The sequence below is a fragment of the Kribbella sp. NPDC048837 genome (assembly GCF_055586945.1).
Genome location: NZ_JBVJHF010000015.1, coordinates 23522 through 37875 on the forward strand (window position 1 = coordinate 23522; position 14354 = coordinate 37875).

The 14354-nt window shown below is 69.6% G+C and carries 13 protein-coding genes; 10 read left to right on the forward strand and 3 right to left on the reverse strand.

The genetic code is table 11. The features are described 5' to 3' along the window. Window positions 1-4: 4 nt before the first annotated feature. Window positions 5-556 (forward strand): hypothetical protein, encoded by a 552-nt coding sequence (locus ACZ6O0_RS42055; RefSeq protein ID WP_465770704.1) that lies wholly within the window; start codon window positions 5-7, stop codon window positions 554-556. 99 nt (window positions 557-655) lie between these two features. Here the strand turns inward: ACZ6O0_RS42055 and ACZ6O0_RS42060 are convergent, their stop codons facing one another. From ACZ6O0_RS42060 to ACZ6O0_RS42070, 3 genes are all read right to left on the reverse strand, one after another. Further along, window positions 656-2044 carry a sensor histidine kinase gene (locus ACZ6O0_RS42060; RefSeq protein ID WP_465770705.1) on the reverse strand — a complete coding sequence of 463 codons (1389 nt, stop codon included), beginning with the start codon at window positions 2042-2044 and terminating at the stop codon, window positions 656-658. Then, window positions 2044-3693, reverse strand: coding sequence for an NAD(P)/FAD-dependent oxidoreductase (locus ACZ6O0_RS42065; protein ID WP_465770706.1), 1650 nt, complete (start codon window positions 3691-3693; stop codon window positions 2044-2046). The genes ACZ6O0_RS42060 and ACZ6O0_RS42065 overlap by 1 nt, the downstream gene beginning before the upstream one ends. A 99-nt stretch (window positions 3694-3792) precedes the next feature. After that, window positions 3793-4551: a FadR/GntR family transcriptional regulator gene (locus ACZ6O0_RS42070; protein ID WP_465770707.1), complete on the reverse strand. Its 759-nt coding sequence runs from the start codon at window positions 4549-4551 to the stop codon at window positions 3793-3795. 110 nt (window positions 4552-4661) lie between these two features. Between ACZ6O0_RS42070 and ACZ6O0_RS42075 the strand changes: the two genes are divergently transcribed. The 9 genes from ACZ6O0_RS42075 to ACZ6O0_RS42115 are packed head-to-tail and all read left to right on the forward strand — an operon-like array spanning window position 4662 to window position 14340. Next, complete coding sequence (locus tag ACZ6O0_RS42075) at window positions 4662-6164, forward strand: ABC transporter substrate-binding protein (protein ID WP_465770708.1); 1503 nt, start codon at window positions 4662-4664, stop codon at window positions 6162-6164. 6 nt (window positions 6165-6170) lie between these two features. Continuing rightward, on the forward strand, window positions 6171-7121 hold the full coding sequence (locus ACZ6O0_RS42080; protein ID WP_465770709.1) for an ABC transporter permease: 951 nt from the start codon (window positions 6171-6173) through the stop codon (window positions 7119-7121). Further along, window positions 7118-7936, forward strand: coding sequence for an ABC transporter permease (locus ACZ6O0_RS42085; RefSeq protein WP_465770710.1), 819 nt, complete (start codon window positions 7118-7120; stop codon window positions 7934-7936). Before ACZ6O0_RS42080 ends, ACZ6O0_RS42085 begins: the two co-directional genes overlap by 4 nt. Further along, complete coding sequence (locus tag ACZ6O0_RS42090) at window positions 7933-8922, forward strand: ABC transporter ATP-binding protein (RefSeq protein WP_465770711.1); 990 nt, start codon at window positions 7933-7935, stop codon at window positions 8920-8922. The genes ACZ6O0_RS42085 and ACZ6O0_RS42090 overlap by 4 nt, the downstream gene beginning before the upstream one ends. Beyond that, window positions 8915-9790: an ATP-binding cassette domain-containing protein gene (locus ACZ6O0_RS42095; protein ID WP_465770712.1), complete on the forward strand. Its 876-nt coding sequence runs from the start codon at window positions 8915-8917 to the stop codon at window positions 9788-9790. Before ACZ6O0_RS42090 ends, ACZ6O0_RS42095 begins: the two co-directional genes overlap by 8 nt. Further along, window positions 9787-11220, forward strand: coding sequence for an aldehyde dehydrogenase family protein (locus ACZ6O0_RS42100; protein WP_465770713.1), 1434 nt, complete (start codon window positions 9787-9789; stop codon window positions 11218-11220). Before ACZ6O0_RS42095 ends, ACZ6O0_RS42100 begins: the two co-directional genes overlap by 4 nt. A gap of 10 nt (window positions 11221-11230) precedes the next feature. After that, window positions 11231-11998, forward strand: a complete 768-nt coding sequence (locus ACZ6O0_RS42105; RefSeq protein WP_465770714.1) for an SDR family NAD(P)-dependent oxidoreductase — start codon at window positions 11231-11233, stop codon at window positions 11996-11998. A 35-nt stretch (window positions 11999-12033) separates the two neighbouring features. Next, window positions 12034-13410 (forward strand): amidase, encoded by a 1377-nt coding sequence (locus ACZ6O0_RS42110; RefSeq protein ID WP_465770715.1) that lies wholly within the window; start codon window positions 12034-12036, stop codon window positions 13408-13410. 30 nt (window positions 13411-13440) lie between these two features. Beyond that, window positions 13441-14340 carry a sigma-70 family RNA polymerase sigma factor family protein gene (locus ACZ6O0_RS42115; protein WP_465770716.1) on the forward strand — a complete coding sequence of 300 codons (900 nt, stop codon included), beginning with the start codon at window positions 13441-13443 and terminating at the stop codon, window positions 14338-14340. Window positions 14341-14354 lie beyond the last annotated feature (14 nt).

The following is a 14354-nucleotide window of genomic DNA, read 5'->3' on the forward strand; positions in this document are numbered from 1 at the left end:
ACGAATGACGTACGACGTGGTGGTGCTCATCGAGCGGGAGATGAGCGAGGGCGACGCGCGCCGCGTTGCCGCCCTGCATGCAAGGTATGAAGAGCCCGTGGAATACCACCTGCTCGTCTCCAGCCATCCGGAGAGCGGATTCGGTGGTCCGATGGCATTGCTCGGTTCGACATTCGCGGACGTCGCCGGGATGACCGGCTCGACGACCGTGATCGGATCCGCGACCGGCCCGTCGGCCAGGGTCAGCGCGCCGTCCGCTCCGGTCCGGGCCTCCTCGATGGCCGCGCTCGCGGACCCGGACGAGGACCTGGCCTCGGTGATCGAGCACAGTTCGCGCCGGCTGCGCGCGGCCAGTGGTTACCCGCTGAACGTCTCCATCACGCACGGCGAGGTGCTGCTGGCCCTGATGACGCTGGTCAAGAGCACGCACAGCCGCGAGGTCGTGGTGGTCGCCTGGCCGGAGACGGCGGCCAGGTTCGTCTGCTCCGACTGGATCACGAAGGCCCGCAAGGTCCTGAAGGTCCCGCGGGTCCGGGTCCTCGAGCACGACACCTGAGGGACCGGTTCCGAACGGCAGGAGGTTGTCACCAGCTGGAGCGGGCGGGCTCCTGGGTGACGGCGCACACCGCCACCACCTCCTGTCGTTCGGTGCCGGTCATCGCTCCGGTGGCTGACGCGGTAGCCGGACGTGCAGCGTCGTCTCGCCGGGGTGGCACGTGATCGTGATCGTGCCGCCGTGGTGGTCGGCGACGATCCGCTGGGCGATGTCGAGCCCGAGTCCGGTGCCTTTGCCGACGTCCTTGGTCGTGTAGAACGGCTCGAACGCGCGCGCCGCGACCTCCGGCGGCATACCGGGTCCGGTGTCGGTGAACTCCACGACGACCCGGTCGCCGTCGGTCCGGGTGCTGATCCGCAGCGTCCCGGTGCCGTGCATCGCGTCGACGGCGTTGTCGATCAGGTTCGTCCACACCTGGTTGAGTTCGCCCGCGAAGGCGTCGATCCGCGGTACGTCGGCGCCGTACGACCGGATCACCTCGATCCCGTCGCGGAGTTTGTGCCCGAGCATGACCAGCGTGCTCTCGATCCCCTCGGTCACGTCGATCGTCTGGAGCGACCCGCGGTCCATCTGCGAGTACGAGCGGACGGCGGCGACGAGCTCGGTGATCCGTTTCGTCGACTCCTTCACCTCGCTCAGCAGGGTCGCGGCGGAGAGCGTGCTCGCGACCCACTCCAGGCCGGGTTCCACCGCATCGCCGAGTATGACGGCCGCCCGGTCGCACCACTCGACCCCGGCGCCGGCCGCGGCCAACGGCGGTGCGATCAGCCAGTCCTGGTCGATGCCGTGGTCGTCGAGCCAGTCCGAGATCTTGTTCTCGTCGTCGGCCAGGTCCACCGGGTCGGGCACCGTGGCGCGCGGGCCGAGCTCGCGGCGCAGATCGTCGAGCGCGCCGAACTGGGTGGCGGTCACCTCACCGTCGGCGAGCCGTCGCAGCGCCGACAGCAACGAGACGCAGGCCGTGTCGAGAGCGCTCACCGAGCGTGTCGCGGCCGCGGCGGGGTTGTTGATCTCGTGCGCCAGCCCGGCCGCGAGGGTGCCGAGCGTGATCAGGGCATCCCGCTGCCGCGCGGTCGACTCGATCGCCCGTGCGGTCCCGTACACGCCCTTGATCAGATGCCCGCCGAGCGGGAACCAGTCGTCGACGCGGTCCCGCAGCACCGCCGCGGGCACCCGCAGTACCCGGCCTTCGGTCAGCCCGCGGCCGCTGGCGAGGTAGACGCCGTGCTCGTCCCAGGCGCGGAACCCGCCGGCCCAGCGGCCCGGAACGTCGATCTTGCCCATCACGGTATCCTCGCGGCCGATCTTGCGGTGCAAGGCGATCGCGCCGTCGACGAGGACCCACCAGAAATCGGCCGGCTCGCCCTCGTGGAACAGGTCCACCCCCGGTTCGATCGGCAGTTCGGTGCTGCCGGCGATCAGCTCGTCGAGCTGAGCGTCGGACAGTCCGGCGAAGAGAGCGATCCCGCTCAGGTCTGCGGCGTCCATCAGATCGTCGCCAGGTAGCGGTGGACGAGATAGATCGACATAGCGCCCTCCCCAACGGCCGAGGCGACCCGTTTCATCGAGTCGAGGCGGACATCGCCGGCCGCGAACACCCCCGGCACGCTGGTCTCCAGCGCGTACGGCGGACGCTGCAAAGGCCAGTGCTCGAGCGAGACGACGTCCGGTCCGGTGATCACGAAGCCCTTGTCGTCACGCATCACCGAATCGCCGAGCCACTCCGTGCGCGGGGAGGCGCCGGCGAAGATGAACAGCCAACTGGCCTGCACTTCCTCGACCCGGCCGGAGGTCCGCTCGGCCAGCGTCAGCGCCTCGAGATGGCCCTCGCCGCGGCAGCCGACGACCTCGGTCCGGCACCGGACCTCGATATTCGTCACGTTGGTGATCTTGTCGATCAGGTACGTCGACATGGACGTCTCCAGGGTCTCCCCGCGGACCAGCAGGACGACCCGTTTGGCGTAGCGAGCGAGGTTGAGCGCCGCCTGACCGGCCGAGTTCGCCGCGCCGACGATGTACACCTCCTCGTCCTGCACCTGGCTGGCCTCGCTCGCCGTCGCGCCGTAGTACACGCCGCGGCCCGTCAGGTCGCCGAGGCCGGCGACGTCGAGGCTGCGGTACGCGACGCCGGTCGCGACGATCAGCGCGCGGGCCTCGATCTCGCCGGATCCTTCGAGCAGTACGGCGTGCACCGGGCCGCGGGACTCCAGTCCGACGACCGAACGCGCGAGCACCATCTCGGCACCGAAGCGCGATGCCTGGGCAACCGCTCGCTGAGCGAGATCGGAGCCGGTCAACCCGCGGGGGAAGCCGAGATAATTCTCGATCGCGGCACTCAACCCGGCCTGACCGCCGGGTGCCTCGCGCTCGACGATCACCGTGCTCAGCCCTTCGGACGCCGCGTACACGCCCGCCGCCAGACCGGCCGGCCCGCCGCCAACGATGCACACGTCGTAGAGCGGTTGCTCGGCTCGGGTTCGCAGGCCCAGCGCGGAGGCGAGCTCGACCGTCGAGGGGGAGCGCAGTGTGTCGCCCTCCGGCACCAGGACCAAAGGCAGGTCGTTGTCCGACGCGTCGGCGAGGGTCCGGAGGCGTTGGCCCTCGGTATCGCGTTCGACGTCGTACCAGACGTACGGGACGTGGTTGCGGGCCAGGAACGTCTTGATGTCGTGTGCCCGGTCGGACCAGCGGTTGCCGACCACGCGAACATCGGACGTGTGTTCGGGGTTCGCCTGCCGCCAGTCGCCGAGCAGGTCGTCGACCACGGGGAACAGTTGGTCCTCGGGCGGGTCCCACGGCTTGAGCAGGTAGTAGTCCAGACCGATCTCGTTGATCGCCCGGATCGCAACCTCGGTATCGGCGTACGCGGTGAGCAGGAGGTACTTCGCGTCGGGCGCGTGCTCGCGCGCCCGTTCGAGCAGTTCGATGCCGGTCATCCCGGGCATCCGCTGGTCGGTCGCGATCAGCGCGATCGGCTGGTTGCGCAGGGCGAGTTTGGTCAGCGCGGCGAGCGCCTGGTCGCCCGACGTCGCCTTCACCACGAGGTAGTCGTCGCCGTAGCGCCGGCGCAGATCACGGGAGATGGCGGCCGAGACCATCGGGTCGTCGTCGACGGTGAGAATCGCAGGTTTGCTCACGCGGGTGCCCCCCACAGCAGTGAACCCAGTCCCGTCAGAATGCCACGGGATCCGCCGCTGTGGCAGGCAGAGTTGCCACGGTCCTCGATCCCGGCGGGCTCAGTCCTCGATCAGCGCGTGCAACGTTTCCCGTTCGGAGTCGGGCACGTACCCGGCGTAATAGTCGTACATGTTCTGCCGGGCCAGCCGGGCCGCCGCGTGCCCGTCGCCGTCGCGGATCGCCTCGACCACCTCGGCGTGGTGGTGCAGCGACTCGAGCATCAGGGCGCGGCTGTTCGGCGCGTGCGCGATCTTGTCCGAGATCAGGCCGAGGACGACGCCGCGGACGACCTCGTTGCAGGTCTGGATCAGCGAGTTGCGGCTGATCCGCGCGATCACGTCGTGGAAGCCGAGATCCGCCTCGCTGAACGCGGCGAAGTCCACGTCGATCGCCTCCCGCATCGCGATCAGCGTCTCCTCCATCTCCGCGAGCTGCTCGGGGGTGCGCAGCCGGGACGCCACCTGGATCGCGGCGCCGTCCATGATCATCCGGAACCCGATCAGCTCCGACAGCGTGAGCTCGTCCACCCGCGCGAGCCGCACCATCTGCTTGCGCAGTGCCGCGTGCGAGAACGGCAGGATCTCGGGGCCGTTCGGATCCCCGGGCCGGGAGCGGACGACGCCGTTGCTCTCGAGCACCCGCAGCGCCTCGCGCACGGTGGACCGGCTGACCGCGAACTGTGTCACCAGCTCCCGCTCGCTCGGCAGGCGCTGACCGGGCGCGAGATCGCCCCGGGCGAGCGCTTCCTCGACCTGCTCGACGATCCGCTGGTACGCGCGCACCGGCTGCACCGGCTCGAACCGCGGCCCTCTCGTCATCCGGCAACACCCCCGGTCGCTTGACACGCACCTGAGCAGGGGACAAACCTAGTGGCCCACTGACACCTAGTCCACTGGTCGGACCAGTTACTGCCTCTGGAGGAGTTGACGTGAAGCCGTCGTTTCCGATGCGGGCGGTCGCCGCTGCCGCGCTCCTGGCCCTGACGGCCTGCTCGGCCGGCTCGGGTACGACGTCCGGCAGCTCGCCGGGAGGTGACCAGTCGCTGTCGATCGGCCTGGTCGCCGAGCCGGCCAGCCTGGACTTCACCACCACCGACGGCGCCGCGATCCCGCAGGTGCTGCTCGGCAACGTGTACGAGAGCCTGGTCAAGCAGGACGACTCCGGCAAGATCGTGCCGTCGTTGGCGAAGTCGTGGACGGTCTCGCCTGACCACAAGACCTACACGTTCGACCTGGTCGACAACGCGAAGTTCACCAACGACAAGGCCTTCACCGCGGCCGACGCGGTGTTCAGCATCAACCGGGTCAAGACCGCCTGGACCACGTCGCTGAAGGCGGCGATGGACGTGGTGTCCGAGGCGAAAGCGCTCTCGCCGACGCAGCTCCAGGTCACGCTCAGCAAGCCGAGCAACGACTGGCTCTTCCGGATGACGACCCGGATCGGCGCGATGTTCTCGGAGAGCGGTGTCAGCGCGCTCGCCACCGACCCGATCGGCACCGGGCCGTACAAGTTCTCGAAGTGGAACCGCGGCGACTCGATCGTGCTCCAGCGCAACGACGCCTACTGGGGCACCAAACCGTTCTTCCACCAGATCACGCTGAAGTACTTCAAGGACCCCACCGCGCTGAACAACGCGCTGCTCACCGGCACGATCAACGTGGTCGGAACGGTGCAGGCGCCGGAGGCGCTCAGCCAGTTCAGCGGCAACGACAAGTACCAGGTGATCGAGGGCACCACGAACGGCGAGGTGCTGCTGTCGTTCAACAACTCGCGGCCGGTCTTCAAGGACATCCGGACCCGGCAGGCGATCCGGATGGCGATCGACCACAAGGCCTTGCTGGACACGTGTTTCGCCGGTCGCGGGAAGCTGATCGGCAGCATGGTCCCGCCCACTGACCCGTGGTACGAGGACCTCACCGGGATCGCGCCGTACGACCCGGCCAAGGCGAAGTCGTTGCTGCAGGCCTCGGGTGCGGCCGGTCAGACGCTCCGGCTCCGGCTGCCGACGTTGCCGTACGCAACGTCCTGCGGCCAGGTGGTGAAGAGCCAGCTGGAGCAGGCCGGGCTGAAGGTGATGATCGACCAGCTCGAGTTCCCGGCGGCGTGGCTGACCACGGTCTTCAAGAACGCCGACTACGACCTGTCGATCATCGCGCACGTCGAACCGCGCGATCTGGGTGCGGTCTTCAACGCGAAGTACTACACCCGGTACGACGACCCGACACTGCAGGGCTACCTGGCCGCGGCGGACGCGGGTGACGAGGCCGCGCAGGTCGACAACATGAAGAAGGCGGCGCGCCGGCTGTCCGAGCAGGCCGCGGGCGACTGGCTCTTCCTGCTCCCGAACCTGATCGTCGCGGACAAGAACATCAAGGGCCTCCCGCAGAACGCGATCACCGAGAACTTCGATCTCTCCACGTTGTCGAGGTGACCTGAGTTGATCCTCCGCCTGATCGAGCGCACCGGCGTGTTCTTGGTCAGCCTTGTGGTGAGCTCGGTGCTGGTGTTCGCGTTCATGGCCGTGCTGCCCGGCGACCCGGCCCGGGTCGCGCTCGGGGTGAACGCGTCGGACGAGGCGGTGGCCGAGCTGCGCCGGCAGTTCGGCCTCGACCGGCCGTTGCCGGCGCAGTACTTCGACTGGCTCGGCGGACTGCTGCACGGCGACCTCGGGACCTCGTACATCTCGAAGGTGCCGATCGGGCCGCAGGTGTTCGACCGGCTGCAGGTGACGCTGTGGCTGGTCGTCGCCGGGATGATCATCGCGCTCGCCGTCGCGATCCCGGCCGGCACGGTGATGGCCGCGCGACACCGCAAGGTCTCCGGGTTCGCGCTCTCCGCGGTCTCCCAGGTGGGCGTCGCAGTACCGGCGTTCCTGGCCGGCATCCTGCTCATCGTGGTGTTCGCGGTGAAGCTCGGCTGGCTGCCCGCGAACGGCTGGACACCGCCGGCGCAGGATCCGGAGATGTTCCTGAAGCAGTTGATCCTTCCGGCGTTGGCACTCGGGCTGGTGCAGGGCGCGGTGCTCACGCGGTACGTGCGAAGCGCGGTGCTGGACGTGTTGCGCGAGGACTATCTGCGGACCGCGCGGGCCAAGGGTCTACGTCAGTTTCAGGCGTTGTGGCGGCACGGTCTGCGCAACGCCGCCGTACCTGTCGTGACGGTGCTCGGTCTGCAGTTGGCGACGTTGCTGATCGGGGCTGTGGTGGTCGAGCGGGTGTTCGTCATCCCGGGCCTCGGCAGTCTGTTGCTCGATGGTGTGTCGAATCGGGATCTGCTGCTCGTGCAGGACGTGGTGATGGTTCTGGTCATCGCCGTACTGCTGGTCAACTTCGTGGTCGACCTGCTGTACGTCGCGCTCGATCCCCGACTGCGGACGGGGGCACGATGAGGCGGCTCAACCCGAGTCTGGTCACCGGCGGCGTGATCGTCGGGCTCATCGTGCTGATGGCGCTGGTGTCGTTCGTCTGGACGCCGTACGACGCCACCCTCGTCGACCCGGCCGCGCGTCTGCTGAAGCCGTCCTGGGAGCACTGGTTCGGGACCGACAAGTTCGGGCGGGACGTGTTCAGCCAGATCATGGTCGGGTCGCGGACCACGCTGTTCGTCGGTGTCGTCGCGGTGGGTGTGGCGGCGGTGATCGGCGTACCGCTGGGGATCCTCGCGGCGATGTCGCGACGGTGGGCCTCGGAGCTCGTGATGCGGACGAACGATCTGCTGCTCGCGTTTCCGGCGTTGCTGCTGGCCATCATGTTCGGCGCGGTGTTCGGGGCGAGCACGCTGACGGCGATGATTGCCATCGGCATCGCTTCGGTGCCGAGCTTCGCGCGGGTGATCCGCAGTGGAGCGCTCCAGGTCATGCGCACGGAGTACGTCCTCGCGGCGCGTGCGGCCGGGCGTCAGCCGTTGCCGATCGCGATCCGGCATGTGCTGCCGAACGTGGCGAGCCTGATCACGGTCCAGGCCTCGGTGTCGTTCGCGATCGCGGTGCTGGCCGAGGCCGCGCTCTCCTTCCTCGGCTACGGCACCCCGCCGCCGACGCCCTCGTGGGGCCGGATGCTGCAGGAGAGCCAGGAGTTCCTGTTCACCGCGCCGCGGCTGGCGATCTTCCCGGGTGTCGCGATCGCGATCGCCGTGCTCGGCTTCAACCTGCTGGGCGACGGTCTGCGAGACCGGTTCGATCCGAAACTGGAGGACCGGCGATGAACGACGTACTGACCGTCCGCGGACTGAATGTCACCGTGCGGGACAAGGCCCTGGTGTCGGACGTGGACCTGACGGTCGGACCGGGGGAGCGGGTCGGGCTGATCGGGGAGTCCGGGTCGGGGAAGTCGCTGACGGCGCTGAGCGTGCTCGGATTGCTGCCGGAGGACGTGGTCGCGTCCGGGTCGGTGCGGCTGACCGGGGTCGACCATGAGCTGATCGGCGCCGACGAGCGCCGGATGTCGCGGATCCGCGGCCGTCAGCTCTCGATGGTCTTCCAGGAACCGATGACTGCGCTCAACCCGACCATGCGGATCGGCGATCAGATCGCCGAGGCGATGCTGATCCATCGCACCGTCCCCGGCCGCGGCGCCGCCCGAACCGCTGCGACCGAGCTCCTCGAGCGCGTCCAATTGCCGGCCGAGACCCTGCGCGCCTACCCGCATCAACTCTCCGGTGGCCAACGGCAACGAGTCGTCCTGGCCCTCGCCCTGGCCAACGATCCCGCCCTGCTGATCTGCGACGAGCCGACCACCGCGCTGGACGTCACCGTGCAAGCGCTGGTCCTCGACCTCATCGTCAAAGGCGTGGTCGCCCGCTCGTCCGCCCTGCTCTTCATCACCCACGACCTCGCCGTCGTCGCCACCGTCTGCGAACGTGTCCTCGTCATGTACGGCGGCCGCGTCGTCGAATCCGGCCCGGTCACCGAGGTGTTCACCCGCCCCCGCCACCGCTACACCGAAGGCCTCCTGGCCGCCTCGGACCTGGAATCCGCCGACCGCCGCCTGCGGACCATCCCGGGCAACGTCCCACCCGCCGGCCAGTTCCCGTCAGGCTGCGTCTTCCGGACCCGCTGCCCCCACGCCACCGACCTCTGCGCCACCTCGCCGGACTGGTCCGGCACCCCGACCAACGGCTACGCCTGCCACCACCCAGCCGTCGAGCCCCACGCCGTCACCCAGCGCCCCGTCGGAGATGCTCATGCCTGATGCGACCTTCCGCGAGGTGCAGGAGACTCCCGCCGCTCCGGCCATCCAGGTGGTGGACCTCGTCCGCGATTACCCCCGCCCCCGGACCTCGCTGCTGCGGCCGGCTCCGGTGGTTCATGCCTTGCGCGGGGTGAGCCTGGAGGTCAAGCAGGGCGAGCGTTTCGGCATCGTCGGCGAGTCCGGCTGCGGGAAGTCCACCCTGCTCCGCCTCATCGCGGCCCTCGACCAGGCCACCTCCGGCCACGTGATCGTCGAGGGCACCGACATCACCCGGCTCCCGGAACGCCGCCTGCGGTTCCTCCGCGAGAACCTCCAGCTCGTCTTCCAGGACCCGATGAGCTCCCTCGACCCCCGCATGCGCGTCCGCGACATCATCGCCGAACCCCTCGTCGTGCAAGGACATCCGGCCTCGGGCCAACGCGTCCGCGAGCTGCTCGAAGCGGTCGGCCTGTCGGCGGACGCGGGAGACCGCTACCCGCACCAGTTCTCCGGCGGCCAGCGCCAGCGCATCTCGATCGCCCGCGCGCTCGCCCCGCGCCCGCGGATCCTGATCGCGGACGAGCCGGTGAGCGCTCTCGACGTGTCCGTCCGCGCCCAGGTCCTGAACCTGATCTCGGACCTGGTCGACGAACTCGACCTGACCCTGGTCTTCGTCTCCCACGACCTGTCCGTGGTGAAGCACGTCTGCGACCGCGTCGCCGTGATGAGCGCCGGCCAGATCGTCGAGACCGGCTTCACGGGCGACGTGTACGCCGCACCCCGGCACCCGTACACCCAGCGCCTCGTCTCGGCCATCCCGACCCTGCCCCGCGCGTTGTCCGGGGCAACGACCTCCGACCTGCTCGCGACGAAGGGAGAACCCGCGTGAAGTTCCCAGCCGGCCTGCCGATCGGTGAGTCCTGGATCGAGGCCCCGTCGACCGCTCCGGTCATCTTCCCGTACGACGGTTCGACGGTCGCGGACGCACCCGTCGGGAACGTCGAGCTCGCCCGGCAGGCCCTCGACCACGCCCTCGCGGTCCGCGAGACCGTCGGGCGACTGCCGTCGTACCTGCGCCGGAAAGTCTTGCAGAGCGTGCATTCCGCGGTCTCGGCGTCGCGTGCTGACTTTGTCGATCTGCTCGTCCTCGAGACCGGGAAGCCGCTGGTCGATTGCCGCGTAGAGATCGATCGCACCCTGCTCACGCTGGAGACGTCCGCCGAGGAAGTCGCTCGGCTGCACGGCGAGACGGTTCCGCTCGACCTGCTCCCGAGCGGTGACGGCCTGCTCGGCTTCTGGGTCCGCAAGCCGATCGGCGTGGTCGTCGGCATCACCGGCTTCAACTACCCGCTGCTGCTCGCGGCCCACAAGATCGCGCCGGCCTTCGCCGCCGGTTGCCCGATCGTCGTCAAGCCCGCGCCACAGACCCCACTCGCCACCCTGTGGCTGGTCCACTTGATGCGGACCGCCCTGCTCGAGGCAGGAGCGCCGGAGAGCGCTCTACAGCTGATCACCGGGGGAGCCGACGTCGGCGCGACCCTCACCACCGACGGCCGCATCGGTGCCGTCTCCTTCACCGGCTCCGCCGCCGTCGGCCACCGGATCGCCCGCGACGCGGCCCCGACGAAAGTCCTGCTCGAACTGGGCTCCAACTCCGCCCTGGTCGTCGCCGAGGACGCGGACCTCGACGCGGCCGCGGATGCCATCGTGCGCGGCGGGTACTACGCGTCGGGGCAGGCGTGTATCTCCGTCCAACGGGTCATCGCCGTCGAGTCCGTTCGGCCGGCCCTGCTGGAGAAGCTCGGTGCGCGTCTCCCGACGGTGGTCGTCGGCGACCCCCGGGATCCGGCGACGCGGGTGTCAGCGCTCATCGACCCCAACTCCACCGCCCGCGTGCGCGAGTGGGTCGACGAGTCGGTCCACGCGGGGGCCACGATCGCCTACACATCCAGTGGCGACGTACTCGGGCCGACGGTGCTGACCGACGTGCCGTCCGGTCAGCTCGCGTGGGACGAGGAGATCTTCGGGCCGGTGATCGCCGTACGGTCGGTGCCGGACCTGGAGACGGCGTACCGGACGGTGAACGAGTCGCGGTACGGACTGCACGCGAGCGTGTTCACGTCGTCGCTCGAGACCGCGTTCGCCGCGATCGACCGGCTCGAGGTCGGGGGAGTGGTGATCAACGAGGTGCCGGGGTTCCGGTCCGACGTGATGCCGTACGGCGGGGTGAAGGACTCCGGGATCGGCCGGGAGGGACCGCGCTTCGCGATCGAGGAACTGACCACGACCCGGATGGCGATCATCCGGCCGCGCCCCTGAGAGGTGGACCATGGACTACACGAACCTCTTCCGGCTCGACGGCAAGCACGTGGTGGTGATCGGCGCCGGCAGCGGCATCGGTCGCGAGAGTGCGCTGGCGTTGGCCGCGCACGGCGCCCGCGTGACGTGTGCCGACCGCGATCTCCCGGCGGCCGAGGAGACGGTGGCTCGCGGCAACGACTTGACGGCTTACCAGCTCGACGTACTCGACGACGCCGCGATCGACCGGGCCGTGACCGAGCTCGGTCCTGTCGACGTGCTGGTGTTCACCGCGGCGACCAACGTGCGGAAGCGGATCGTGGACTACAGCGGGGAGGAGTTCGACCGGGTGGTGTCGCTCAACCTGCGGGCGTCGTTCCAGCTGATCCGTGCGTTCGGCAAGGAGATGGCGGCGCGGGGGAGCGGGAGCATCATCGGGTTCAGCTCGATTCGCGGTACGACGGTGGAGCCGGGGCAATCGGTGTATGCGGCAACGAAGGCCGGACTCGTGCAGTTGCTGCGGACCGCGGCGGCCGAGCTCGGGCCGTACGGCGTACGCGCGAACGCGATCGCCCCCGGGGTGGTCGACACACCGCTCACCGCGCAGATCAAGGCGAACCAGGACTGGTACGACGCGTACGCGCAGAAGGGCGCGCTCGGTCGGTGGGCTCAGCCGGGTGAGCTCGCCGGCGCGGTCGTCTACCTCGCCTCCGACGCGGCCAGCTTCGTCACCGGCAGCGTCCTCGCCGTCGACGGCGGCTGGACCGCGGTCGACGGTCGCTTCGATCCACCCAACTGAGACAGTCGCCGACGCCTTCGACTTGAGGAGCATGCATGAGTCTCGCCGATCTGACCGCGATCGACCTGCTGGCGCGCTATCGCGACCGTTCGATCTCACCGGTCGAGGTGCTCGAGGACGTGCTCGCGCGGGTCGATGAGCTCGAGCCACGGATCTGCGCGACCTACGCGCTCGACCCGGCCGGCGCTCGAGCGGCGGCGCAGGAGTCGGAGCGCCGCTGGCGGGACGGAGTGGCCGGCGCGCTGGACGGCGTACCCGTGACGATCAAGGAGAACATCGCCACCCGCGGCATCCCGGTCCCGCAAGGCACCGCCGCGACCGAACTGATCCCGGCCGCCGAGGACGCACCGGCCGCGGCGCGGCTCCGGGACGCCGGTGCGGTGATCTTCAGCAAGACGACGATGCCGGAGTACGGGATGCTCTCGTCCGGCGTGTCCACCTTCCATCAACTGACGCGCAATCCGTGGGACCTGTCGAAGACGGCCGGTGGTTCGAGCGCCGGTGCGGCGGCGGCCGCGGCGGCGGGGTACGGACCGATCCACCTCGGCACCGACATCGGCGGCTCGATCCGCCTGCCCGCCGGCTGGTGCGGTCTGGTCGGCCTCAAGCCCACCCACGGCCGGATCGCGGTCGGCAACCCGTACCCGGGCCGCGCGATCGGCCCGGTCACCCGTACGGCGGCCGACGCCGCGCTGGCGCTGTCGGTCACGTCCGGCTACGACCCACGCGACCACACGTCCTTCCCATCGTTGCCGGAGCAATACTCGGAGGAAGTGCGTGTCGACGGCCTCCGCGTCGCGCTCCTGCTGGACGCCGGCGTCGGGCTGCCCGTGGACCCCGAGGTGATCGCGGCCGTCTCGTCGGCGGCCGCCGTACTCGAGAAGGCAGGGGCGATCGTCGAGCCGATCGCCCCGGTCATCACTCGCGAGATGCTCGACGGGCTGGACCGCTTCTGGCGGGTACGTTCGGCGGTGGACATCGCGGCGCTGCCCGAGGAGCGGCGTGCCAAGGTGCTCCCGCAGATCCGGTCCTGGGTGTCAACGGCCGGCGAGTTGTCCGGCTTCGACGTGTTCCACGGGTACAGCCAGATGGGCGCGATGGCGTCCGCGGTCGCCACCGTGTTCACGTCGTACGACGTGATCCTGTCGCCGGTGGCGCCGATCACCGCGTTCTCGGCCGAGCTCGCGTATCCGACCGACGACCCGTCCAGGCCCTTCGAGCACATCGGGTTCACCGTCCCGTACAACATGTCCGCCCACCCCGCGACCACGGTGAACGTCGGCTGGTCGTCCTCGGGACTGCCGATCGGCGCGCAACTCGCCGTACCGCATCACCGGGATCTGACCGCTCTCGCCTTGGCCGGATACCTCGACAGCCAGCAGACCGAGCGGCGAGACTGGCCTCTGAGGTGAGATCTCCCGGGTGGGTGACGACTTGGGCTGATGGACGGGAACGCGTTCGACGAGCCGGCGGCTCGCGCTGATCCACTGCAGCGCGGCCTGATCTCCCACTGCTACCGAATGCTCGGCTCCGTCACCGAAGCGGTCCACATCGCCGACCACGCCGGTTCGTACGAGATCGCCACCCGCGAATGCCTCGCCCGCGCCGGCGCCCGCCCGCTCCCTACCGACCTCGCTCCCGCGAGCGACAACCCCGAGGGCGAACTGAGCCGGAGCTCAGAGGTCCTCTGGCTCGAGCCCATCCCCGAACACCTCGCCGACGACCACCTGCTCGACCTGCAACTCATCGCGGCCCTGCAACGGCTGCCCGCGCACGAGCGGGCCGCGGTGATCCTGCACGACGTCGAAGGCTGGCCGGAACCCCGGATCACCGACCTGCTCGGCTCCGTCGACCTGCCGCAGGCCCGATCACACTTCCGCCCGGCCCAGGGGCATCAGGTCGACCGGCCGGACCTCCTCGGACGGTATGCCCGCGCCTTCGAGGAGTACGACGTACCCGCGATCATCGCGCTCTTCGGGGACGACGCGATCTGGGAGATGCCGCCGTTCACCTCGTGGTTCCGGGGCGCGCGCAACATCGGCCGGCTCATCTCGACCCACTGCCCGGCCAAGGGCCCCGGCGACCAGATCCTCGTCCCGATCACGGCCAACCGCCAACCGGCGTTCGCGGTCTACATGCGAGACCCGACCGACAACATCCACCGAGCGTTCCAGATCCAGGTCCTCACCCTCACCGCAGCCGGCATCATCCACGCCATCGCCTTCTTCGACCTGTCCCTCTTCCCCACCTTCCACCTCCCCGACCTCCTCACCGGCCTCCCCCCGAACCCCTACGACGGCACCCCCCGCCCCCACATAGAACGACTCCACCAGCAGGACTAGTCGGTGAGACGGCG

Coding starts and splice junctions, on each gene's coding strand:
- ACZ6O0_RS42110 (WP_465770715.1), top strand. CDS start 12,034: ATGAGTCTCGCCGATCTGACCGCGATCGACCTGCTGGCGCGCTATCGC.
- ACZ6O0_RS42085 (WP_465770710.1), top strand. CDS start 7,118: ATGAGGCGGCTCAACCCGAGTCTGGTCACCGGCGGCGTGATCGTCGGG.
- ACZ6O0_RS42060 (WP_465770705.1), bottom strand. CDS start 2,044: ATGGACGCCGCAGACCTGAGCGGGATCGCTCTCTTCGCCGGACTGTCC.
- ACZ6O0_RS42090 (WP_465770711.1), top strand. CDS start 7,933: ATGAACGACGTACTGACCGTCCGCGGACTGAATGTCACCGTGCGGGAC.
- ACZ6O0_RS42115 (WP_465770716.1), top strand. CDS start 13,441: ATGGACGGGAACGCGTTCGACGAGCCGGCGGCTCGCGCTGATCCACTG.
- ACZ6O0_RS42055 (WP_465770704.1), top strand. CDS start 5: ATGACGTACGACGTGGTGGTGCTCATCGAGCGGGAGATGAGCGAGGGC.
- ACZ6O0_RS42105 (WP_465770714.1), top strand. CDS start 11,231: ATGGACTACACGAACCTCTTCCGGCTCGACGGCAAGCACGTGGTGGTG.
- ACZ6O0_RS42070 (WP_465770707.1), bottom strand. CDS start 4,551: ATGACGAGAGGGCCGCGGTTCGAGCCGGTGCAGCCGGTGCGCGCGTAC.
- ACZ6O0_RS42095 (WP_465770712.1), top strand. CDS start 8,915: ATGCCTGATGCGACCTTCCGCGAGGTGCAGGAGACTCCCGCCGCTCCG.